Here is a 21,089-nt window from a genome sequence, read left to right on the forward strand (position 1 = left end):
CTCGACAGGTCCTGGTGGCAACGTTGCGCACGCCGCGATGTTCCGGCACATCGGCAGCCCATGAGCTCAACCCTTCGCGGCCTCTACCCGCCGGCGGCCTCCGGGGACGTCCGAACCACCTCAAGGTCGGTCAGGCCGCACACTTCAAAGCCTCGGTCCCGCGCCATGATCCCGAAGGCCTCGGCGCCGAGATGGAGTTTGTATGGCGTCACGCCAAAGCGTACGCCCGCCTCGACAACCGGCCGGGCAATCAGCACGAAGCTCTCACCCACGCCATCGAGCGGCAGCAGCACGAAGGTCCTCTGGTCGGTGAGCTGTGTCCGGAAGCCTTTGTCACGCCGCACCACGCCGTCCCGACCGCCATCCTTGTAAAGCACCTTGAACGGCGCACCTTTCTCGTAGCGGAACAATTGGTCGTCGGCGGGCGCACCAGCCGCATCGATCACATTGGCGGCCACCACCGGCCGTCCCGTCCCCAGCATCCGCTGCAGAGCGTCTGCGGGAATGGACCGCACCGCGCCATCCACCAGCAGCACATGCTCCGCCTCGGGCATCATCCCGTCCAGAATACCATTGTCCCGCACGGCGTTGGCGGTCACCGCATGGTCCACAATTCTGGCCTCGACACCGGCGCCCCCCAGCACTGCCGAGATCGCGTCCCGCTCCATCCCGGCCGGACCGTGAATTGTCACCGTCAGCCGATCCCGCGGATAGTCCAGCCCCGCAAGGGCCCGCGCCAGTTCCGGCGCAAGACCACCCTCTCCAATCCGAACCGCCACCTGGATAGGTGGCCGTTCCGATGCAGGCACCACGATCTGGTCCGTATAGGGGCGGATGGGGTCGGGAATGACGACATTGGCAAACGACGGATTGCGCAGGCGGCGCCACGCCCACTTGGCCAATGTGGGCAATTGCAGGATGTCCACCATACGATTGCTGCGCTTGTGCCAGGGCACCCAGGTCGTCATCCACACATGCGACACCAGCGTGCCGCCGCTGGCGGGGACCACGGTCCCGATCGGCTCGAGCATCGCGATCGCTTCGGCATCGCGCTGCGTCCTGCGCCCGTCCGCCAGCAAAGGCGACCAGACAAGCGGTGACAGCAGCGTTGGCCGGTCCTCCTGCTTCAACCGCAACACCGACGCCGTCACCATGGATGGGCCGGTGGAATAGAAGGTCTCCTGGTCGGCAAGACTCGGCAGTCGCGAGATGATCTCACGCCACAGCCGATGCCCGGGCACCGAGCCCATGAAGGCATTGGTCAGGAGGAATGGCACGCCCTGGTGGTGGCGGTCCGGAAAGATATGCTCCAGCGGCTCGATGCCGAGAAAGCACGGATAGGCCAGCAGTCTCTCGATGGACTGCAGCGGCTCCACGTCGAGATCGGCATAGACCCCGCCCAGCGCCCCCAGCACCAGATAGCGGAAGGCATCCGCCCGCTGGATCATCTTGGGATAGCCGTCATAGGTGGCGAGGAATTCCGGATAGGTGCTGGCGACGAAAGCCCGCATGCTCTCATCCGTCCACAAACGGATGTCCCAATCCGGGTGCAGCCGCCGCCAGGCGTCGTAATAGGCCTGCATCTGGCGGGGGAGCTGTTCGGATTTCCAGGTGAAATGGAGAAGCTTGGGGATCATGGCCGACCGGTGCGTGAGGGACCTGCCGGGTTTACCCAGCAAAGGCCCGCCCGGCTACCCCAACAGTGCGTCCTGCCGGCCGGCTCGCTCAGACACTGCCCGAAAACGTGTCGCAATCTCCTGGATTGCCGGAGCGATAGCCGCGCTCGAACCATGTCCGGCGCTGTTCCGAGGTGCCGTGGTTGAAGGTCTTGGGCACCGCATAGCCCTGCATGCGCTTCTGCAACGTGTCGTCGCCGATCTGCTCGGCTGCGTTGAGCGCCTCCGCGACATCGCCGCTCTCGAGCAGGTTCTCCTGCCCGGCATAGTTGGCCCAGACCCCCGCATAGCAGTCGGCCTGCAACTCCACGCGCACCGACCAGGCATTGGCCTCCGCCTGGCTCATGGATTGGCGGCGCTGGTTGAAATCGGGCAGCACCCCGGTCAGGTTCTGTACATGGTGGCCCACTTCATGGGCCAGCACGTAGGCCTGCGCGAAATCGCCCGGCGCGCCGAACTGCCGATGCAGCTGGTCGTAGAAGCTGAGGTCGATATAGACCTTCTGGTCGCCCGGACAGTAGAACGGCCCCGTCGAGGCATCCGCCGCGCCGCAGGCGGTATTCACCGCATCGGTGAACAGCACCACCTTGGGTTCCGGATAGTCCTCCCCGATCGCTGCGAATTGCTCGTTCCAGAGATTCTCTGTTTCCTTGACCACCACGCCGACGAAATCGGCCAGTTCGTCCTCGCCCTGGGCCGGCAATTGCGTCGATGTCGCACTCGACGATGGCCCCACGCCGGAGCCACCGGTGAGCATGTCGAGCGGGTTCTGGCCGGTCGCGAACCAGATGATGCCCAGCACCACCACGATGCCGATCAGGCTCGAAATCCCGCCGCGCGAGCCACGCCCGCCCGTAGGAATGCGAAAGCCGCCGCGATTGCCCCCGAGCCCGCCAAGGCCACCCAGGCCGCCGAGCCCGCCCGTCCGTTGTCCGCGCCGATCCTCGATATTGGAGCTGCGCTCCCGACCCTGCCACTTCATGCTCGACGCCTTTCAGAAATCCCGCTGGACGCTAGCAGTAAGTGTGGCGCGGGGAAACGGGTTCCACTTCCCTTCTCCCTCAAAGGGAGAGGAGAAGGCTGGTGCCTAGCCCGCCACCTTCTTCACCGTCGCCCGCGCACCCTCGTCGAACAGGCTCTCCAGATGCCCGATCACGGCCGCCCGGAACACCGCATTCCCGGCAAGGTCACTTCCAAACACCTCGCTCAGCGCCACCAGCCCGTCGAACAGCGCCTCGGGGTCGTCACCGGCATCGGCGGCAATGGCATGCATCTTGAGCGCATGCGGGTCACGCACATCGATCTCGCTGCCGTCCTCCGCCACGCCGGTCACATAGCGCATCCACGCCGCCACCCCCAGCGCCAGCCGCTCGATCCCCTGCCCCGCCTTGAGCCTGTCGCGGATCGTGCCGAGCAGGCGCTGCGGCAGCTTCTGGCTCCCGTCCATGGCAATCTGCCAGGTCCGGTGCTTCAGCGCCGGATTGCGGAACCGCTCCAGCAACTGGTCGCGATAGGCGCCCAGGTCGACGCCCGGCATGTCCAGCGTCGGCATGGCCTCCTCGGTCATCAACCCGTGGATCAGCTTCACATAGGCCGGGTCGCCCATCACCTCGGCGATATATTCGTAGCCGCCCAGATAGCCCGTATAGGCCATGGTCGAATGCGAGCCATTGAGCATCCTCAGCTTCATGTGCTCGAAGGGCTCGACATCCTCGACCAGTTGCGCCCCCACCGTTTCGAACGCCGGCCGGCCACCTGGGAAATAATCCTCGATCACCCATTGGGTAAACGGCTCGGTCATGATCGGCCAGGCATCCTCTGCCCCGATCAACCCGGCCACCTCCGCCCGGTCGGCATCGGTGGTCGAGGGTACGATCCGGTCCACCATTGTCGAGGGGAAAGCCACATCCTTGACCCACGCGCCCAGGCTGGCATCCCGCAGCGCGGCAAATTTCGTCACGATCCGCTTGGCCGTCTCGCCATTGCTCGGCAGGTTGTCGCAGCTCATCACCGTGAATGGCGCCACGCCCGCCGCCTTGCGCCGCGCCAGCGCCTCGACCAGCATGCCCGGCGCCGATTTCGGCGTCGTCGGATTGGCCAGGTCATGGACGATGTCCGGGTGCTTCTGGTCCAGTTCCCCCGTGGCCGGATCGTGGCAATAGCCCTTTTCCGTCACCGTTAGCGACACAATGCGAATGGCCGGGTCCGCCATCAGCGCCAGCAGCTCCTCGCGCTCGCTATTGGCATCCATGACCGACAGGATCGACCCGATCACCCGCGGATGCGTCCCCTCCGCATCGCGCACGGCAATGGTGTAGAGCCCGTCCTGCGGCTCCAGCGCCTCCTTGGTGTCGGGACGCCTCAGACTGGCGCCCACAATGCCCCAGCTTGGGTCCTTGGCCAGCAGATCGTCGACATAGACCGCCATATGTGCGCGATGGAACGCCCCGATCCCCAGATGCACGATGCCCGGCGTCACCTTGCTCCGGTCATAGCCGGGGACCTTGGTCCCCTTGGCGACGCTGGCAAGACTCTTGTTGCTAAGGCGTACGCTGCTCACGGCATCTCTCCCAATCTTTGCGCGCCATCTTGTATGGAAGTTTGACGCGGGTTAGGAGCCTCTTTAGTGGGAAGCCCTTGCCGGGGCAAGCCCGCAGCGGCATAAGCCAGTGGAGCTTTCGGAGGAGCAGGCATTGACCAGGCGCATCGTCTCAATCGGGGAATGCATGATCGAGATGAGCGGCGGCGAAGACCGCTCCTATCGCCTCGGCTATGCCGGCGACACGCTCAACACCGCCTGGTACCTGCGGGCCCTGCTCGACAAGGACTGGTCGGTCGATTACGCCACTGCGCTCGGCGAAGACCGCTACTCCGGCGACATCCGGGACTTCCTGGATGCTAACGGGATCGGCACCGGCCATATTCAGACCGTTCATAATCGCCGTCCTGGCCTCTATTTGATCCACCAGGAAAAGGGTGACCGGCACTTCACCTATTGGCGCGACACCTCCGCCGCCAAGCTTCTCGCCGACGACAAGCCGGCGCTCGCCCGGGCCGTCGAGGGCGCAGAACTCGTTTATTTCTCGGGCATTACCCTCGCCATCCTCGCCCCCCGCGCCCGCGGTCGCCTGCTCGGCGCCATCGTCAAGGCGCGCGACAATGGCGCAAAGATCGCCTTCGACACGAACCTCCGCCCCGCCCTATGGTCCTCGCCCCGCGTCATGGCCGGCGTCCTCACCGCCGCCGCGAGCCTTTGCGACATCGTCCTGCCCACCCATACCGACGAGGCTCCCCTCTTCGGTGACAAGTCCATTGACGACACCGCAGATCGTTATCTCGAACTCGGCGTTGAGGAAGTCGTGGTCAAGGACGGCGCCAAGGAAGCCCTGATCGCCACCGCCAGCGAACGCGTGCGCCTCGCCCCGCCACCCGGAGCGAAAGTGGTGGACGCCACCGGCGCTGGCGACAGCTTCAACGGCGCCTATCTCTCGGCCCGCCTCAACGGCAAGTCCCTGCGCGAAGCCGCCGCGGCCGCCCATCGCACCGCCGGCATCGTCATCGGCCACAAGGGCGCATTGGTCGATCCAAAGCTGGTGCAGTAGAAGAACACCGACCCTACCTCCCCCGCGAGCGGGGGAGGGGGACCGCCATCAGGCGGTGGAGGGGGGTGCCGCCCGCACGATGCCAGCCACGACGACCGCAGGCCGACGCTCCACATCCTCCGCAGTAAACCTCAGAACACGAATGCCCTCTCGCTCGAGCCATTCAGTCCAGCGCTGGTCATATTCTGCCTGTTCCATATGCACCGGACCATCAATCTCGACACAAAGCTTCGCCTTCGCGCAATAGAAGTCGAGGATGAACGGCCCAATCGGGTGCTGCCGCCTAAAGTGCAGGTTGAGCTGATCCCGTCGAAGCAACGCCCATAGGGTCCGTTCCGGGCCTGTCATCGACCGCCGCAGAGACTTGGCACGCTCCCGGATAAAGTCTGGTGCCCGCAACCATGCCTCCCGCCATTGCGTCCCCTTCCACCACGCTAGGCGTGGTCCCCCTCCCCCGCAAGCTTGGGAGGAACCCGCACCCACCTCCACCCTTGTTCACCCCCCCGGTGTCTACCGTCAGCAATGAAGATATCCCCGCCCCCTCAACCATCCCCCATACTCCCCCCATCACTCCCGCGCGGACGGACTGCAGCGAACTTTGCGGGGGGAGCCGGGCGCAACCGGGTCGCTCCAGTTGCGCGTCCAGGAAGCGGTCACCCTGCGACGAGCGTTCAATGGGGGCCGAGACCTTTACGAAAAACCGGCATCCCGAGGCGGCGACGTCTCTATCTATTAAAACTTACTGAGACGCACGCGCCTCGGGATACGTCCACACCCAGGACAACCGGAGGCGAAGGCCGGCCGGCGCTCAGCCATGCCCTCACTGTCATCCAAATGTCATAAATTGACCAATCGGTAAAAACTTCATAGCGTCTCGCCTCAGCCGTCATCCGCCCGTCATTTGAAGAGGGCATGAGCGGTCTGCTCCCCGTGGACGGGGAAGCGCCAAGAACCGGTCGAAAACCGGCAGCCGGGAGCACGCCCCCGGCGTAGCGGCACTTCATTGGAGACGATCAGATGAACTTCTTCCCGAATATTTCGCGGCGCAGCTTCCTCGCGGGCTCGGCCAGCGTCGGCGCCATGGTCGCCATGCACCCCTTCGCGGTCCTGGCCCAGGCCAACCAGGCGCATCTGCGCATCATCGAGACGACCGATATTCACGTCGCCATCCTGCCCTATGACTATTATGCCGACGCCCCCAACGACACGATGGGTCTGGCGCGCACCGCCTCGATCATCGAATCCATCCGCGCCGAAGCCGGCAATGCCGTGCTCTTCGACAATGGCGACCTGATCCAGGGCAACCCGATGGGCGATTACATGGCCTATGAGAAGGGCCTCAACCAGGGCGACGTCCACCCCGCTGTCGCCGCGCTCAACACGCTCGGCTATGACGCCGCTACCCTGGGCAATCACGAATTCAATTATGGCCTCGACTTCCTCGACCGTGCCCTGGAAGGCGCCAACTTCCCGCTGGTCTCGGCCAACCTCGTGCGCGGCACCGATCTTGGCGAAGACCCCACCAATGACGAAACCTATCTCGAACCCTACCGCATCTTCGAGAAGGAACTGACCGACGGCTCGGGCGCCACCCACACCATTCGCATCGGCGTCATCGGCTTCCTGCCGCCCCAGATCATGACCTGGGACGCGACCCACCTGACCGGCAAGGTCGTGGTCCGCGACATCGTCGAGACCGCCCAGGCCTGGGTACCGAAAATTCGCGAGGAAGGCGCCGATATCGTCGTGGCGCTCTCCCACTCCGGCATCACCGGCGGTGAACACGTCCCGGGCATGGAAAACGCCTCGCTCCAGCTCGCGGCCGTCGAAGGCATCGACGTGGTTCTCACCGGCCACCATCACCTGGTCTTCCCCGGTCCGAACTATGAGGGCATCGAAGGCGTCGACACCGTCGCTGGTACGCTCAATGGCAAGCCGGCCGTCATGCCCGGCTTCTGGGGCTCGCATATGGGCCTGGTCGATCTGCTGCTCGAAGTCGATGCCGATGGCAAATGGTCGGTCGTCTCGCACACCGCCGAGGCCCGCCCGATCGTCGAGCGCGTTGACAACAAGAACGTGCCGACCGTCGAATCCCTGCCCGTGGTCGAGGAAGCCGTCGCCGACGAGCACACCGAGACACTTGACTATATTCGTCGCCCGGTTGGCGAAACCGCCGCGCCGCTGCATTCCTATTTCGCGCTCGTTGCCGACGATCCGTCCGTGCAGATCGTCTCCCAGGCCCAGTCCTGGTACATCGAGCAGATGATGAAGGGGACCGAATGGGAGGGCCTGCCGATCCTCTCGGCGGCCGCGCCCTTCAAGGCCGGTGGCCGTGGCGGCCCGGAATATTATACCGATGTGCCGGTGGGTCCTGTCGCCATCAAGAACGTGGCCGACCTCTACCTCTACCCCAACACCATCCAGGCGCTGGTCGTCACCGGCGAGAATGTCAAGAACTGGCTCGAGCGCTCGGCCGGCATCTTCAACCAGGTCGAGGCTGGCGCCACCGATGCGGCCCTGATCAACCCCGATTTCCCGTCCTACAATTTCGACGTCATCGATGGGGTCACCTATAAGATCGACCTGACCCAGCCCTCGAAATATTCTTCGGACGGCAAGGAAGTTCTCAATCCCGACGCCAACCGCATCGTCGACCTGATGTTCGACGGCAAGCCGATCGACCCGGCCCAGAAATTCGTCATCGCCTCCAACAACTACCGTGCTGGCGGCGGCGGTTCTTTCCCCGGCACCGGTGCCGAAAACATCATCTTCATCGGCCCCGATACCAATCGCGACATCATTGTCCGCTTCATCATCGAGAACGGCACCATCAACCCCAAGGCGGACAGCAATTGGTCGCTGGCCCCCATCGGGGACACCACGGTGCTCTTCGCCACCGGTCCCAAGGCCGCCGAACATGTTGCCGACGTCACCGCCGTCAGCATCGAGGCGACCGGTGAAACCGACGAGGCCGGCTTCGGCATCTACCGCATCACGCTCTGAGCCGAACCGCACATAAAAACGGGCGCCCCATCAGGGCGCCCGAACTATTTTTCCGGCTTGGCTCTGCCTATTGACCGTCCGGAGCCACATCGACACTGACCGCCGGGACATCCACATCGACCGTGCCACCGCCCGATCCATCGCCATTGAAGAACACCAGATATCCGATTGCCAGCAGCGCCACCACGACGATGATGCCAACCAGCATGCCGGCGCCACTGCCGCCGCGGTCAACGATAACGGTTTCACGATCCGGTTCAGACATGTCATGCCTCCATTGAATGTGACACAACAACGGCAACCACCCTGCCATGGTTCCGGTCCACCACCACCGGGGCCCGGCGGTCGAGGAGCCAACATGTTGAAACATCTGCTGATCCTGCTCGCCCTCGGCCTCGGCGTCATCCCGGCCAATGCCGAAGTGCCCCTCTCCGGCACCCTTGTGGCGACCCGGCCCTGCCCGGCCTACCAGTCCATCAGCCGCCAGACCAATCCCGGCGACGTCGCCCTCGTCCCCGGGCGGTCCTACACGCTCGTCGCCGCCAACAAGACACCGGCAACCCATCTCTGGGTCGTCGTGCCCGGCGCCCAGCCGGACCGCCGCTGGGTCGAAACCGCCTGCGGCACCACCACTGCCGATCTCGGTGCGACATCCTCGGAGCCGTCCTTGTCGCCCACCTATCGCGGCACCCAATATGTGCTGGCGATCAACTGGCAACCCGCCTTTTGCGAGACGGCACCGCAGGTGACCGAATGCCGCGACCAGCGCCCGAACAGCTTCGAGGCCAGTCATTTCACCCTGCACGGCCTATGGCCGCAGCCGCGCAACAATGAATATTGCGGCGTGTCCGATCGCGACATCTGGGCCAGCCGCGATGGCCGCTGGCACGATCTGCCGCGGCTCGACCTCACTATCGCCCAGCGCCGCGATCTTGATCAGGTCATGCCGGGCAGCCGGTCAGGTCTCGACCGGCACGAATGGACCAAGCACGGCACCTGCTACGGCGCCGATCAGCGTGAATACATAGCTGACTCGCTCGACCTCATGCTGGCGCTCAATACCTCCAGGGTCGTCGAACTCTTCGCCGGCAATATCGGCAAGCGCGTCACTCTGGCCCAGATTCGCGAAGCCTTCGATGCCACTTTCGGTCCGGGAGCCGGCGAACGCGTCAGTCTTTCCTGCGAAAGGGATGGCAACCGCATCCTCATCACCGAACTGCAGATCAATCTCACCGGCGACATCACGGGGCCCGACGACCTCGGCGCGCTGATGCTGGCGGCCGATCCGGCGGACAGCGACTGTCGGTCGGGGCAGGTCGATGCCGTCGGGCTGCGCTGAGGCAGCCGAGCTGCGATGCTAGACCAGCCGGTCCACCAGCGCCTGCGGTCCCGCTGCGGCGGGCACGGGCGACACACTGCGCCCCGCCAGGCTACCCCCGAAGGCAACCGCCGGATCGACGTGCCCGGCGGCCTGCGCCGGATCCTCGCCCCGCTTGGCCGCGCTGACGTCCTTGCAATTGTGGCATGGGTAGCCATTGACCATTACGGGTCTGGGATAATCGGTACCGACCTGCACGGCGACCTCCATTCGTTCCCAGCCTATTCGCTCTTCCCTTCCCCGCCGTTACCTGGGATTGCCGCCATGGTTAGCGAAGCGTAATCGACGCTATCCGGCGACGCTGTCCAGCCGCTCCCGCAGCGCCAGCAATTCGCGCCGCAGCGCATCGACGCCTTCCAGCGACAGCCCGCTTCCCTCGACCGCCGCGAGCGGAATGGCAGCGGCCCTGGCCTTGAGGGCCCTGCCCTCGCCGGTCAGACGAATGCGAACCTGCCGCTCATCGTCCTCATCGCGTCGGCGCTCGACAAGGCCACGGGCCTCCAGCCTCTTGATCAGCGGCGTGATGGTCCCGGAGTCGAGAAACAACTTGTCCCCCAGCGCCTTGACCGTGAGATCATCCTTCTCCCACAGCACCAGGAAGACGAGATATTGGGGATAGGTCAGCTCCAGCGCATCGAGCCGCGGCTTGTAGAACCGCGTAAAGGCATGCCCCGCCGAGTACACGGCAAAACACAGCATCTGGTCGATCGTCGGCATCGTTTCTTCGGTCATTGCGCGCCCCGCTCCTTTCACCAAATCTAGCACACAAAATTCTATTGTACACAATTCAATTGTGCACTATGTATCTTGTCATCACCAACAGGGAGTTCCCCAATGAGCATCAAGTCAGCCATCTACACCGCCCATGCCCACACCACCGGCGGCCGCACCGGCACCAGCAGGACCGACGATGGGCGGCTCGAGGTCAGCCTGGACACGCCAAAGGCCATGGGCGGCAATGATGGCCCCGGCACCAATCCCGAACAGCTCTTCGCGGCCGGTTACTCGGCCTGTTTCCTGGGCGCCCTCAAGGCCGTCGCCCGTGGCGAAAAGGTCAAGATTCCCGACGATACCACCATCGACGCTGCCATTTCCTTCGGCGAGAACGCTAGTGGTGCGGGCTATAACATCGCGGTCGAACTCAAGGTGACCATTCCCGGTTTCGAGCCGGCCCAGGCCGAAGACCTGGCCCACAAGGCCCACCAGGTCTGCCCCTATTCCAACGCCACCCGCGGCAATGTCGATGTCACGCTGACTGTCGTCGACAGCGCGCTCGAAGCCGCCTGATCCATTTCGTTAACGATTGCCGTTCATCGGCCCGAAAGGGCGGCGAGGATAGCGTCTCCGCACTTATTGGAGCACGCCATGCCCGCCGCCCTTGCCATTTCCGGACTCGAAAAGGCCTTCGACAGGCCCGTGGTCAAGGGCGTTGACCTGACCATCCAGTCCGGCGAATTCTATGCCCTGCTCGGCCCCAATGGCGCGGGCAAGACCACGATCTTGCGCATGGTCGCCGGCCTTCTGAAGCCCGATGCGGGCTCGATCTCGGTCTTCGGTGTCGATGCACTGTCCGACCCCGTCTCCGCCAAGCGCGTCATGGCTTGGGTGTCTGACGAACCGATGGTTTATGACCGGCTGACACCCCTTGAATATCTCGACTTCGTTGCCGGGCTCTGGCAGGTCGAGCCCGCCCGCGCCCGCCAGTCCGCCAATGACCTGATCGACTGGCTCGGCCTTGGCCCGCATGCCAATGAACTCTGCGGCGGTTTCTCCAAGGGCATGCTGCAAAAAGTCGCCCTGGCCGGTGCCCTGGTACACGACCCGCAATTGATCATTCTCGACGAACCGCTGACAGGTCTCGATGCCGGCTCCGCCCGCCAGGTCAAGGACGTTTTGCGCCAGCGCACCGCAGCGGGCGTCACGGTGATCATGACCACCCACATTCTCGAGGTGGCCGAACGCATGGCCGAGCGCATCGGCATCATCGCCCAGGGTCGTCTGATCGCAGAGGGCAACCTGGCTGAACTCCGAACCCGCCTGGGCCGCGAATCCTCGCTCGAAGACATCTTCCTCGATCTGGTCGCCCAGGGTCAGGACGAAGATCAGGACGCCGCGTGAGCTTCGCCCCCGCCTCCCTGCCCTGGCTTGCCGCCCATGAACTCCGCCTCGCCTGGCGCGACGCCATGGCGATGATGACGGGCGGCCGGCGCACGCGCCTCGTCGGCTGGATCGTCGGCGGGGGCGCCATCTATGGGCTTATGCTGGTCATCGCCTGGTTTTCCATCCGCCCCTGGACCGCGGCGGGGATCATCCTCGACAAACAGGCCCTGGTGCTGATTTCCGGCATGGGTGCCCTGTTCTGGGCCGTCACCCTGTCGCAGGCACTCGAAGCGGTGACCCGCGTCTACTATGGCCGCTCCGACCTGGACCTCATCCTGTCCTCGCCCACCTCCAGCAACCGGCTCTTTGCCGTGCGTGCTGGCGCCGTCTTCGTTTCGACCGCAGCGCTCGGCGCCGTGCTTGTCAGCCCGCTGGTCATCGCCCTCGCCCTGCAGGACGGGCCGCGCTGGCTATCCGCTTTCCTGGTGCTGGCCGCCCTGGCGGCCCTGTCCGTCGCCCTTGCCATGGCAATCACCCGCCTGCTGTTTCGCCTCGCCGGACCCCGCCGCACCCGTCTCATCGCCCAGATCGTCGCCGGCATTGTCGGCGCCGGTTTTGTCATTGGCATACAGGCGGCTGCGATCCTCTCGCATGAGGGGTTTTCCCGCCTCGCCTTCTTCCAGTCCGAAACGCTGATCGCCGCCGCGCCCGCGCCGGATAGCCTCCTTTGGCTTCCGGTCCGCGCCGCTTTGGGTGAACCAGTGTCGGCCCTCCTGCTTGTGGTCACCGCATTGGCCATCCTGGGCGTCACCATAGCCCTCGTCGCCCCCAGCTATGGGCTCCTTGCCACGTCGGCCGCCGGTCTCAATCATGTCGGCAGCCAGCGCCGCGCCCCCAGGCACGCCTTCGCCGCAACGACCCAACGTCAGGCGCTCCGCCGCAAGGAATGGAAGCTGCTCCAGCGCGACCCATGGCTTCTCTCCCAAACCCTGATGCAGCTTCTCTATCTGGTGCCGCCGGCCCTGCTGCTCTGGGTCAACTATGGCGCGGGTTCGGGCGAGGCCAGCTTCGTGGTCATCGTTCCGGTTCTGGTCATGGCTTGCGGACAACTGGCCGGCGGCCTCGCCTGGCTGGCCATTTCGGGTGAAGACGCGCACGATCTGGTCGCCACCGCCCCGCTGCGTCCGGGCACCATCCTGCGCGCCAAGATCGAGGCCGTGCTGGCCGTGATCCTCGCCGTTCTGGTGCCCATCCTGATACTGCTGACGCTCGCCGCCTGGCCGATGGCCGTGGTCACTGCCGTCTGCGCCCTCCTCGCTGCCTCGGCTTCCACCGCCATCCAGCTCTGGTTCCGCATCGCCGCCAAGCGGTCCATGTTCCGCCGCCGCCAGGTCGCCTCCCGGGCAGCGACGCTCAGCGAGGCCTTTTCCTCAATCCTCTGGGCCGCCACCGGAGCGCTCTGGGCCGCAGACTCCATACTGGCCATCGGCCCGGCCCTACTTGCACTTGCCGTGCTCGGCCTGGCTCGGCTACTCGCGCCCGGGAAGCCCTGAATGCCTGTTCTCACATTTCGCGACGCTAATCCGGCCGATATCGGCACCATGCTCGAACTCAGCCATGCCGGTGACGCGCGAGGGCCAGACACGCCACCGCTTGACCCCGCAACGCTAGCCGATCCGCGCTATCGTGCCGCCTTCGAGGCCATAGCAGCCGATCCCAACACTCGCCTGATCGTCGCCGAGCGCGATGGGCAGGTGGTGGGCACGCTCCAGATCACCATGATCCCCGGCCTGCCCCGCTTCGGCATGACGCGCGGCCTGCTCGAAAACGTCCATATCCGTGCCGATCAGCGCGGCAATGGTCTGGGATCGGAAATGGTGCTCTGGGCGGTTCAGCAGTGCCGTGAGGCCGGTTGCGGCATGGTGCAGCTGACCTCCAACAAGGTCAGGCTCGACGCCCATCGCTTCTATAAGCGCCTGGGCTTTGCCGCCTCGCATGAAGGGTTCAAGCTCTACTTCTGAGACGCGCCGGGCCTAGAACAGCACAGCCAGTCCCATGAAGGCGAGGAGCAGGATGAGCACGATGCCGATCAACATGATGCCGGCCACCACCTTGGCCAGTGTCGCGGCGGCCCCCGCAAGGCCGGTGAAGCCCATGGCACCGGCGACCAGCGCCACGACGATGAGGATAAGCAGCAATTGCAGCATGGTTCGGTCCGGCCTTCCTGTTTGAACATTTTGAGAACGGACCGCACCGTCCGTGCGTTCCATGCATGCGCGCAAACGCCGGCACTCCTTAACCTGCTGTCAGTGCCCCACTGTCACATTAGGGCGCTTGGAGGCGGTACGCGTGCGGCAATTGATCAGATGGAGCGCTGCCCTGGCAGCGATGCTGGCGCTGTGGGCTCTCGCCCAGGGCGGCATGCTGGCATCGCTCGACAGCCGCCTTGGTGACTGGCGCCTCGCCGGCCACGCCATCGCGCCGTCGGGCAACACCGTCGTCGTCGCGATCGACAGCCAGAGCCTTGAAGAAGTCGGCGTCTGGCCCTGGCCGCGCACCCTCTATGCCAGCCTGCTCGACCGGCTTATGGACGCCGGCGCCGACGAGGTCGCCTTCGACATCGACTTCTCCAGCGCCAGCAACACCTTCGACGACGCCATCTTCGCCGCCGCCCTGGAGCGGGCCGGCGGTTACGCCTGGCTGGCCGCCTTCGCCCAGGCCGAGGCCAATGGTACGATGGCCTTTGCCCGCCCGCTGTCCGAATTTGCCGCGGTTGCCGACCCGGTTCTGGTCAATGTGCTGCTCGACCCCATGACAGCCCGCGCCCGCAGCATCCCAACCGCCGCGTCCGACGACGAGGGCACTATCCCGGCGCTGGCCGTCCAGCTCGCCCGGCCGGCAGATACGCTGCCGGAAGTACTGGACATCGATTTCGGCATCGACCTCTCCGCCATCGAGCGTCTGAGCTTCACCGATGTCCTCTATGGGCGTGTGGACCCGGCCATCCTCGCGGGTAAGCAGGTCCTTGTCGGCGCCAGTGCCATCGAACTGCGCGACTTCTTCACGGTCCCGCGCTATGGCGTGATCCCGGGACCGATGCTTCAGGCGCTGGCGCTTGAAACGCTCAAGATCGGCCGCATCCCCGACAATTGGGGCAGCGCCCCAGGCATCTTTGTCACCGCTATCCTGGGCTTCGCTCTGCTGCTTCGACGCCGCCGGCTCAGCATTCCCTTTGCCGCCCTGCTTTTCGTGGTGACCGCGATCTTCGGAGAAGCCTTGGCCTTCTTCGCCTACGGCCAGTCCGGCATCATGATCGACACGGCCAGCCTCCATATCGGCCTGACCTTCCTCTTTGGCCTGGCCCTGGCCGACAACGGCTATCACCATTTTCTGGCGCGCCGGACCGCACAGCAGCGCCTGGAATTCCTGGCGACCCACGATCCCGAGACCGGGCTGCTGTCCCGTCAGGGTCTGCTCGACCGGCCTGACACCAATGTCCGCCTGGTATTGGTCCTGCTGCAGATCCAGGGCCTGGACGAGTTGCGCGCCACGCTGGGGCATGAAGTGGTCGAACGGCTGCTCGTCCGCTTTTCCCATCGCCTTGCCCATGCCGGCTTCCAGCAAACCGCCCGGACCGCTCCGGCCAATTTCGCCCTTGTCGATATGGACGATGGCGACAGTGATCGTCTCGCCGCCGCAGTGAGGCAGCTCCAGGGTGAATATTCGGGTATCTACACCGTCGCCGGCCACAGCCTGCACGTTGAGGTGCTCGCCGGCTATGCCGCCGGATCCCGCTCGCGTACCGAATTGCTCAACCAGGCCGAAATCGCCCTCATTCAGGCGCGTACAAACCGCATGGCCACGCGCGGTTTCACCCCCGCCGACCAGGTGGCACTGGACCGCCAGGGCCGCCTCGACCGCGATCTGCGCCAGGCCCTGGACCGCAACCAGCTTCATCTCGTGTTCCAGCCTCAGGTCGACCTGCGCAGCCGCCGGATCACGGGCGCGGAAACGCTGCTCCGCTGGAAACACCCAGAACTGGGCATGATCTCGCCCGCAGAATTCATCCCGCTGGCCGAGGAAACAGGCCTCATCGTCGATATCGGGCGTTGGGTCATGTGGGCTGCATGCGAGCAGGCGATGCTTTGGCCGGAGCCGATCACGGTGGCCGTCAACGTGTCACCGGTACAGTTCCAGCAGGCCGACATGATGGCCACTGTCGAGGCGGCACTGCGGCGCTCCGGCCTGCCGGCGTCACGCCTGGAGCTCGAGATCACCGAGAGTGAGCGCATCGCCGAGCCCGGCCGCACCCGCGCGGTTATCGGCCGCCTTCAGGAGCTAGGGGTGCGTCTATCCATCGACGATTTCGGAACCGGCTATTCTTCGCTCAGCTATTTCCGCGATCTCCCGTTCGAGATCGTCAAGATCGACCAGAGCTTTGTGCGCGGCCGCTCCGGGCCAACGGACGACGCACTTCTGGCGGGCATCATCGGGCTCGCCCACAGCCTCGGCAAAATGACCATTGCCGAGGGCATTGAGGACGAAGCGACGGCAGCCATGCTGGCGAAAATGGGCTGCACCCTCGGCCAGGGCTATCATTTCAGCCGCCCGATACCGGCCGCGGATTTCGCGGCCCTGCTGAGCGAGGCCAACAAGCGCGCGATCGGCTAATCGGCCAGCGGGCCCGGCCCGTCAACTCTTCCCGCTATTGCCCTTGCCACTATTGCCGTTTCCGTTGCCGCCACCATTGCCGTTGCCGTTGCCGCTGTTCCCGTTGCCGTTTCCGTTGGTCCCGTTGCCGTCGCTGCCCGCGTCGTTCCCGTTCCCGTTTCCGTTCCCGTTGCCGCTGTTGCCGTTTCCGTTCCCGTTGCCGTTTCCGTTGTTCCCGTTGCCGTTCTCTTTCGTGCTTGCGCCATTGCCGTTCCCATTATTGCTGGTCCGTGCATTGGCGCTTACCGCATTGCCCTGCCCCCCGGCATGGGCCCGCGCATTGGCATTGGCGTGCTCATTGGGGACATGACCGTTCCGCACCGCGTCCAGCGCGTCTTCCGCCGCCACATCGCCGCGCAACACGGCTTCACGCGCCGCCGCCGGCACCACATTGCCCTCGATGAGATAAACCACCCGGTCCGAGCCGGGCCCGCTCACATCCACCGGCGCCGTCTGGCTGGCTTCCGCTGCTTGGCCCGGCGTCACGTCCACGACCATGTCATGGCCGTTGTCCTGCACCTGCACCACGCCGCGGTCCACGTCCACACGGGCCAGTCCATTGCGATAGGTCACGGTGAACTGCGTGCCCTTGACGACGGCGGCGAGCACGGGCGTCTGTACTGAAAAATGCTGCACATTGCGCCGTTCGGCCTCGATGGTGACGCTGCCGTGGAACTGCAGGACGCTGGTCATCCTTTGCCCGCCGGCATCGCGCACCGCCACTTCCGTATTGCCGGCGAGGGCGATCCGCTCCGCGCCACGCACCAGTTCGACCCGGCCACTCGCCCCGGTTCGGATCTTGCGGCCATCCGGCACGACGTCGCCCCGCTCCAGCGCCGTCCAGTCCCCATGCTCGAACTGCAGCACCTGACCGCGCAAGCGCTCGGCGATCCAGTCCTCGGCCAAGGCCGACGTGCTGACAGACGAGAAGATGAGCGCGGCCAGAAGGGCCGTCTTGCCGAAATGCATGGTTCCTACCTCCAGATCGGGCTCCTGCCCGTGTTTTGGAGGCTATTTCGCGGCCTGAACCGTTAACCGGGTCCTAGCGGGGGCGCTTGGGCGGCCGTCGGAGCACTCACGTTCGCAGTGAGGGTTAATGCCAGCTACCGGAATTATCCCGGTGTTTCAGGGTTCCAGTCCCGTCGGCACCGGCGGCGGCGCGTGCAGCACCGTGATCCGAACCCGCTCATTGGCGGCCATATAGGGATCATTGGGGAAGAACGGTTCATCGGTGGCCCGACCCGAGACCGCCTTGAAGCGATCCTCGCTCATGCCGAACTCGCCCAGTATCGAGCGCACCACATTGGCCCGGTCGGCCGATAATTCCCACGGGCCATAGCGCGGATTGTCATAGCGCCCACCGGCGGCAGTGTGCCCCGATATCGTCACCTGCGCATTGAGCTGCTGCAGGATTGGCCCGATCGCGGCAATGGCGGCGCGCGTCTGCTCGAGCGGATATTTGGACCCTTCCGGGAACATCGGCCGCCCCTGCTGGTCTATGATCTGGATATCGAGGCCCTCTTCGGTCTCCTCGATCAGCAGATTGTCCATGAAGGGCGTCACTTCCGGCAGCGACTGCCAGGCCTGCTTGATACTGGCGGCGGCGCTATGGAACGCCTGGGCATCGATGGACTTGAGGTTGAATTCGCTGTCGCTGCTGGCCTTACGTTCACTGCCCTGTTCGCGGGCCGGCCCACCGATATGGGTTTCCACGGTTCCGTCGGTCGAGCTCTGGGGCGACGCAGGCGCATCCTTGATGATGTCGGCCGACGAGCCGGACATCTGATTGCCCGAATTGTCCATGGCATTGCCGCCCATGACCCCGCCGGCGCCGCTGGTGGTCATGCTTAGCGAAGCGGGCGCGAAGTAGTTGGCCAGCCCTTCCTTCTGCTCAGGCGTGGTCATGCTGATGAGCCACATGAGCAGGAAGAATGCCATCATCGCCGTCACGAAGTCGGCATAGGCGATCTTCCAGGCGCCGCCATGATGAGCGTGCCCCTTCTTCTTGACCTTCTTGATGATGATCGGCTGGTCGTAATTCGCCATTCTGGCTTACCGGCTTTCTGGAAGGATCAGGTGGTGGCCGGCAGGGCGGCCGTGGCGGCCTCCACTTCGGCAAAGGTCGGACGCACCTCGCTCATCAGTGCCTTGCGCGCAAATTCGATGGCCATCACTGGTGGCTGTCCGCCGATATGGGCGAGCAGACCCACCTTGAGCGAGAGGTAGTATTTCGACTCCGCCTCGAAGATGTTCTTGAGCGATTGGGCCATCGGGCCGAAAAAGCCATAGGCAACGAAAACACCGAAGAAGGTACCCACCAGCGCGCCGCCGATCAGGTGGCCCAGCACCTCGGGCGGTTCGGTAATGGCACCCATGGTCTTGATCACGCCCAGCACGGCGGCCACGATACCCAGTGCTGGCGTGCCGTCGGCAATCGACTGCATGGCCGATACGATCCGTTCCTGCTCCTGATGATGGGTCTCCAGTTCCTCGTCCATCAAGGCTTCCATCTCATGCACATTGTTGGACCCCATGGTCACCATGCGCATGTAGTCGCACACGAATTCCACCGCGTGGTGGTTCTTGGCGAAAGTGGGAAAGGCGTTGAACAGGGTCGAGTTGTGCGGGTCCTCGATATGCGGCTCGATCCCCAGAATACCCTTCTGCTGGATCAGCTTGTACATTGAGAACTGCAGGCCCAGCAGCTCGACATAGGCGGCCTTGTTATACTTCGGTCCCTTGAACAGTGTACCGAACATTGAAGGGACGGCCTTGAGGACCGGGCCAGTATTGCCGATGATGAAGGCGCCGATCGCAGCGCCCAGAATGATGACGAATTCGAAGGGCTGCCATAGCACCTCCACATGCCCACCCATCGCCGAATAGCCGCCGAACACACAGGCAAAGACGACGACAATACCGGCAATCAGACGCATGGACTTACTCGAACTCGAACGCAACAAGCGCAGGACCGGGGCAGGAACACGCCCCCTCCGCGCGGCCATATTGGTTCAGTCAGGCTTAACAGGGGGTGTATGATGGGCCTGCGCGGCAGTCAGTCGCGGTCCAGCGCAAACTCCGGCCTCTGCTCTCCGCTCCGGCTATGCGTGTGCACCACCAGGGGCCGGATCTCCATTCGGCCGTATTTGAGGATCGGGTCATCCTCGAACAGCGGCATGAGTGCCTCCATGCTCTCCGCCTCGAGCAGCAGAAACCCGCCGACCACTTCCTTGGCCTCGGCATAGGGACCGTCGATGGAAATAAGCGCTCCATCCTGGAAGCGCAGGCTGCGCGCTGTCTCCAGTCCGGCCAGTGGTGAGGCGTAGATCAGGTGCCCGCTTTGGCGCAGCTTGTGGTCATGCGCGATCGTCGCGTCATCGAGCTGCCGGAAATCCTCTGCCGTCAGATGATCCATCGAACCGGGTTCGAAATAGACCAGGGCCATGAAACGCATCGCGTCCTCCATTTCTGCTTCTGGTCATGCGACGAACGAGGGCGGCAGATTTCGACAGGCATCCCGACTTTTTGGGCGTTCCAACCATCTGCGCGGGCCGCGGCCAGCGGTCCCCGGGTCGCCCCCCGGGGACAGATCGATGTTGCGCCGCCCTGGCGCCCGGTCCCTAGACCGTTCCGCGCGCCTTGCGCACGGCCAGCACCTTGTCGATGTCTGCAGCCGAGTGGCGCTCATGCAATTGCTCGTCTTCCGGGCCATTCCCGGCATTGACACAGCGGCCGCGTTTCACCGGCTCGCGTGCATCGACCTGCTTGGCCCAGCGCAGCACATTCTTGTAGGTGCCCACATCGAGGAATTCGGCCGCATTGTAGGAACGGCCCAGCACCAGCCCGCCATACCAGGGAAAGATGGCCATGTCGGCAATGGTGTACGCGCTGCCCGAGACATATTCCTGCTCGCCCAACTGCCGGTCCAGCACGTCAAGCTGGCGCTTGGTCTCCATGGCATAGCGGTTGATCGGATATTCTTGCTTGGTCGGCGCATAGGCGTAGAAGTGCCCGAACCCGCCCCCGACAAACGGCGCACTGCCCATCTGCCAGAACAGCCAGTTCAGCGTCTCGGTACGTTGTGCGATGTCCTTGGACAGGAAGGCGTCGAACTTGTCGGCGAGATAGACCATCATCGACCCGCTCTCGAACAGGCGGATTGGCTCGGCCGGACCGTAGTCAACCATCGCCGGGATCTTCGAGTTCGGGTTCACCGAAACAAAGCCCGAGCCGAACTGGTCACCCTTGCCGATATTGATGAGATAGGCGTCATATTCCGCATCATGCCCAGCTGCCAGAAGCTCTTCGAGCAGTATGGTCACCTTCTGCCCGTTCGGGGTCGCCAGCGAATAGAGCTGCAGCGGATGCTTGCCGCGTGGCAGCTCCTTGTCGTGCGTCGCCCCGGCAATGGGTCTGTTGGTACTGGCGAAGGCGCCTCCGTTTTCCTTGTCCCAGGTCCAGACTTTGGGCGGCACGTATTCGTTCATGACGAGGCTCTCCGGCTGTGTGCTGATTGCTGGCGATTCATCCATCGCCTTTCACCGATATAAGCACAGAAAGTCGCGGCCGTAACCCACTCCTCCGCAACCTTGCCAGTCGATCCGCGCACAGCTACTGGTC

General features: G+C 64.4%; 21 protein-coding genes. 8 read left to right on the plus strand and 13 right to left on the minus strand.

Annotated features, from left to right (window positions below):
- Positions 1-83: 83 nt before the first annotated feature.
- The 3 genes from K1X15_RS13835 to K1X15_RS13845 all read right to left on the minus strand — a co-directional run bounded on the left by K1X15_RS13835 (position 84) and on the right by K1X15_RS13845 (position 4,236).
- Complete coding sequence (locus K1X15_RS13835) at positions 84-1,637, minus strand: glycosyltransferase family 32 protein (RefSeq protein ID WP_220304201.1); 1,554 nt, start codon at positions 1,635-1,637, stop codon at positions 84-86.
- A gap of 88 nt (positions 1,638-1,725) precedes the next feature.
- Complete coding sequence (ypfJ, locus tag K1X15_RS13840) at positions 1,726-2,658, minus strand: KPN_02809 family neutral zinc metallopeptidase (protein ID WP_220304202.1); 933 nt, start codon at positions 2,656-2,658, stop codon at positions 1,726-1,728.
- Positions 2,659-2,763: 105 nt separating this feature from the next.
- Entirely contained in the window at positions 2,764-4,236 is a 1,473-nt protein-coding gene (locus tag K1X15_RS13845) for a mannitol dehydrogenase family protein (protein ID WP_220304203.1), read from the minus strand.
- A 133-nt stretch (positions 4,237-4,369) separates the two neighbouring features.
- Between K1X15_RS13845 and K1X15_RS13850 the strand changes: the two genes are divergently transcribed.
- Complete coding sequence (locus K1X15_RS13850) at positions 4,370-5,278, plus strand: sugar kinase (RefSeq protein WP_220304204.1); 909 nt, start codon at positions 4,370-4,372, stop codon at positions 5,276-5,278.
- 48 nt (positions 5,279-5,326) lie between these two features.
- On the opposite strand, the gene K1X15_RS13855 is transcribed toward K1X15_RS13850, so the two are convergent.
- Complete coding sequence (locus tag K1X15_RS13855; protein ID WP_240549496.1) at positions 5,327-5,677, minus strand: endonuclease domain-containing protein; 351 nt, start codon at positions 5,675-5,677, stop codon at positions 5,327-5,329.
- A gap of 618 nt (positions 5,678-6,295) precedes the next feature.
- On the opposite strand from K1X15_RS13855, the gene K1X15_RS13860 reads away from it, so the two are divergent.
- The gene (locus tag K1X15_RS13860) at positions 6,296-8,281 is read left to right on the plus strand and encodes a bifunctional 2',3'-cyclic-nucleotide 2'-phosphodiesterase/3'-nucleotidase (RefSeq protein ID WP_220304205.1); all 1,986 of its coding nucleotides are present in this window, start codon (positions 6,296-6,298) and stop codon (positions 8,279-8,281) included.
- A 67-nt stretch (positions 8,282-8,348) separates the two neighbouring features.
- On the opposite strand, the gene K1X15_RS13865 is transcribed toward K1X15_RS13860, so the two are convergent.
- Positions 8,349-8,546, minus strand: a complete 198-nt coding sequence (locus K1X15_RS13865; RefSeq protein ID WP_220304206.1) for a hypothetical protein — start codon at positions 8,544-8,546, stop codon at positions 8,349-8,351.
- 93 nt (positions 8,547-8,639) lie between these two features.
- Here K1X15_RS13865 and K1X15_RS13870 point away from each other — a divergent pair, with 93 nt between their 5' ends.
- Positions 8,640-9,620 (plus strand): ribonuclease T2 family protein, encoded by a 981-nt coding sequence (locus tag K1X15_RS13870; protein ID WP_220304207.1) that lies wholly within the window; start codon positions 8,640-8,642, stop codon positions 9,618-9,620.
- An 18-nt stretch (positions 9,621-9,638) separates the two neighbouring features.
- Here K1X15_RS13870 and K1X15_RS13875 read toward each other — a convergent pair whose 3' ends face one another.
- Positions 9,639-9,857, minus strand: coding sequence for a hypothetical protein (locus tag K1X15_RS13875; protein WP_220304208.1), 219 nt, complete (start codon positions 9,855-9,857; stop codon positions 9,639-9,641).
- A 90-nt stretch (positions 9,858-9,947) separates the two neighbouring features.
- The gene (locus tag K1X15_RS13880; protein ID WP_220304209.1) at positions 9,948-10,391 is read right to left on the minus strand and encodes a MarR family winged helix-turn-helix transcriptional regulator; all 444 of its coding nucleotides are present in this window, start codon (positions 10,389-10,391) and stop codon (positions 9,948-9,950) included.
- Positions 10,392-10,493: 102 nt separating this feature from the next.
- Between K1X15_RS13880 and K1X15_RS13885 the strand changes: the two genes are divergently transcribed.
- From K1X15_RS13885 to K1X15_RS13900, 4 genes are all read left to right on the plus strand, one after another.
- A complete protein-coding gene (locus K1X15_RS13885) occupies positions 10,494-10,946 on the plus strand; it encodes an organic hydroperoxide resistance protein (RefSeq protein WP_220304210.1) in 453 nt (150 codons plus the stop codon).
- Between the two features lie 78 nt (positions 10,947-11,024).
- Entirely contained in the window at positions 11,025-11,777 is a 753-nt protein-coding gene (locus tag K1X15_RS13890) for an ABC transporter ATP-binding protein (RefSeq protein ID WP_220304211.1), read from the plus strand.
- Complete coding sequence (locus tag K1X15_RS13895) at positions 11,774-13,312, plus strand: permease (protein ID WP_220304212.1); 1,539 nt, start codon at positions 11,774-11,776, stop codon at positions 13,310-13,312. Before K1X15_RS13890 ends, K1X15_RS13895 begins: the two co-directional genes overlap by 4 nt.
- Positions 13,313-13,780: a GNAT family N-acetyltransferase gene (locus K1X15_RS13900; protein ID WP_220304213.1), complete on the plus strand. Its 468-nt coding sequence runs from the start codon at positions 13,313-13,315 to the stop codon at positions 13,778-13,780.
- Between the two features lie 12 nt (positions 13,781-13,792).
- Here the strand turns inward: K1X15_RS13900 and K1X15_RS13905 are convergent, their stop codons facing one another.
- Positions 13,793-13,966: a DUF1328 family protein gene (locus tag K1X15_RS13905; protein ID WP_220304214.1), complete on the minus strand. Its 174-nt coding sequence runs from the start codon at positions 13,964-13,966 to the stop codon at positions 13,793-13,795.
- Positions 13,967-14,108: 142 nt separating this feature from the next.
- Here K1X15_RS13905 and K1X15_RS13910 point away from each other — a divergent pair, with 142 nt between their 5' ends.
- Complete coding sequence (locus K1X15_RS13910) at positions 14,109-16,430, plus strand: putative bifunctional diguanylate cyclase/phosphodiesterase (protein ID WP_220304215.1); 2,322 nt, start codon at positions 14,109-14,111, stop codon at positions 16,428-16,430.
- A 21-nt stretch (positions 16,431-16,451) separates the two neighbouring features.
- Here K1X15_RS13910 and K1X15_RS13915 read toward each other — a convergent pair whose 3' ends face one another.
- The 5 genes from K1X15_RS13915 to yghU all read right to left on the minus strand — a co-directional run bounded on the left by K1X15_RS13915 (position 16,452) and on the right by yghU (position 20,956).
- Entirely contained in the window at positions 16,452-17,438 is a 987-nt protein-coding gene (locus K1X15_RS13915; RefSeq protein WP_220304216.1) for a FecR domain-containing protein, read from the minus strand.
- Between the two features lie 156 nt (positions 17,439-17,594).
- Positions 17,595-18,515 (minus strand): flagellar motor protein MotB, encoded by a 921-nt coding sequence (locus K1X15_RS13920; protein ID WP_220304217.1) that lies wholly within the window; start codon positions 18,513-18,515, stop codon positions 17,595-17,597.
- A gap of 26 nt (positions 18,516-18,541) precedes the next feature.
- Positions 18,542-19,405, minus strand: a complete 864-nt coding sequence (motA, locus tag K1X15_RS13925; RefSeq protein ID WP_220304218.1) for a flagellar motor stator protein MotA — start codon at positions 19,403-19,405, stop codon at positions 18,542-18,544.
- 119 nt (positions 19,406-19,524) lie between these two features.
- On the minus strand, positions 19,525-19,923 hold the full coding sequence (locus tag K1X15_RS13930; protein ID WP_220304219.1) for a YciI family protein: 399 nt from the start codon (positions 19,921-19,923) through the stop codon (positions 19,525-19,527).
- A 166-nt stretch (positions 19,924-20,089) separates the two neighbouring features.
- Positions 20,090-20,956: a glutathione-dependent disulfide-bond oxidoreductase gene (gene yghU, locus K1X15_RS13935; protein ID WP_220304220.1), complete on the minus strand. Its 867-nt coding sequence runs from the start codon at positions 20,954-20,956 to the stop codon at positions 20,090-20,092.
- Positions 20,957-21,089 lie beyond the last annotated feature (133 nt).

The sequence above is a fragment of the Devosia salina genome (assembly GCF_019504385.1).
Lineage (GTDB): Bacteria > Pseudomonadota > Alphaproteobacteria > Rhizobiales > Devosiaceae > Devosia > Devosia salina.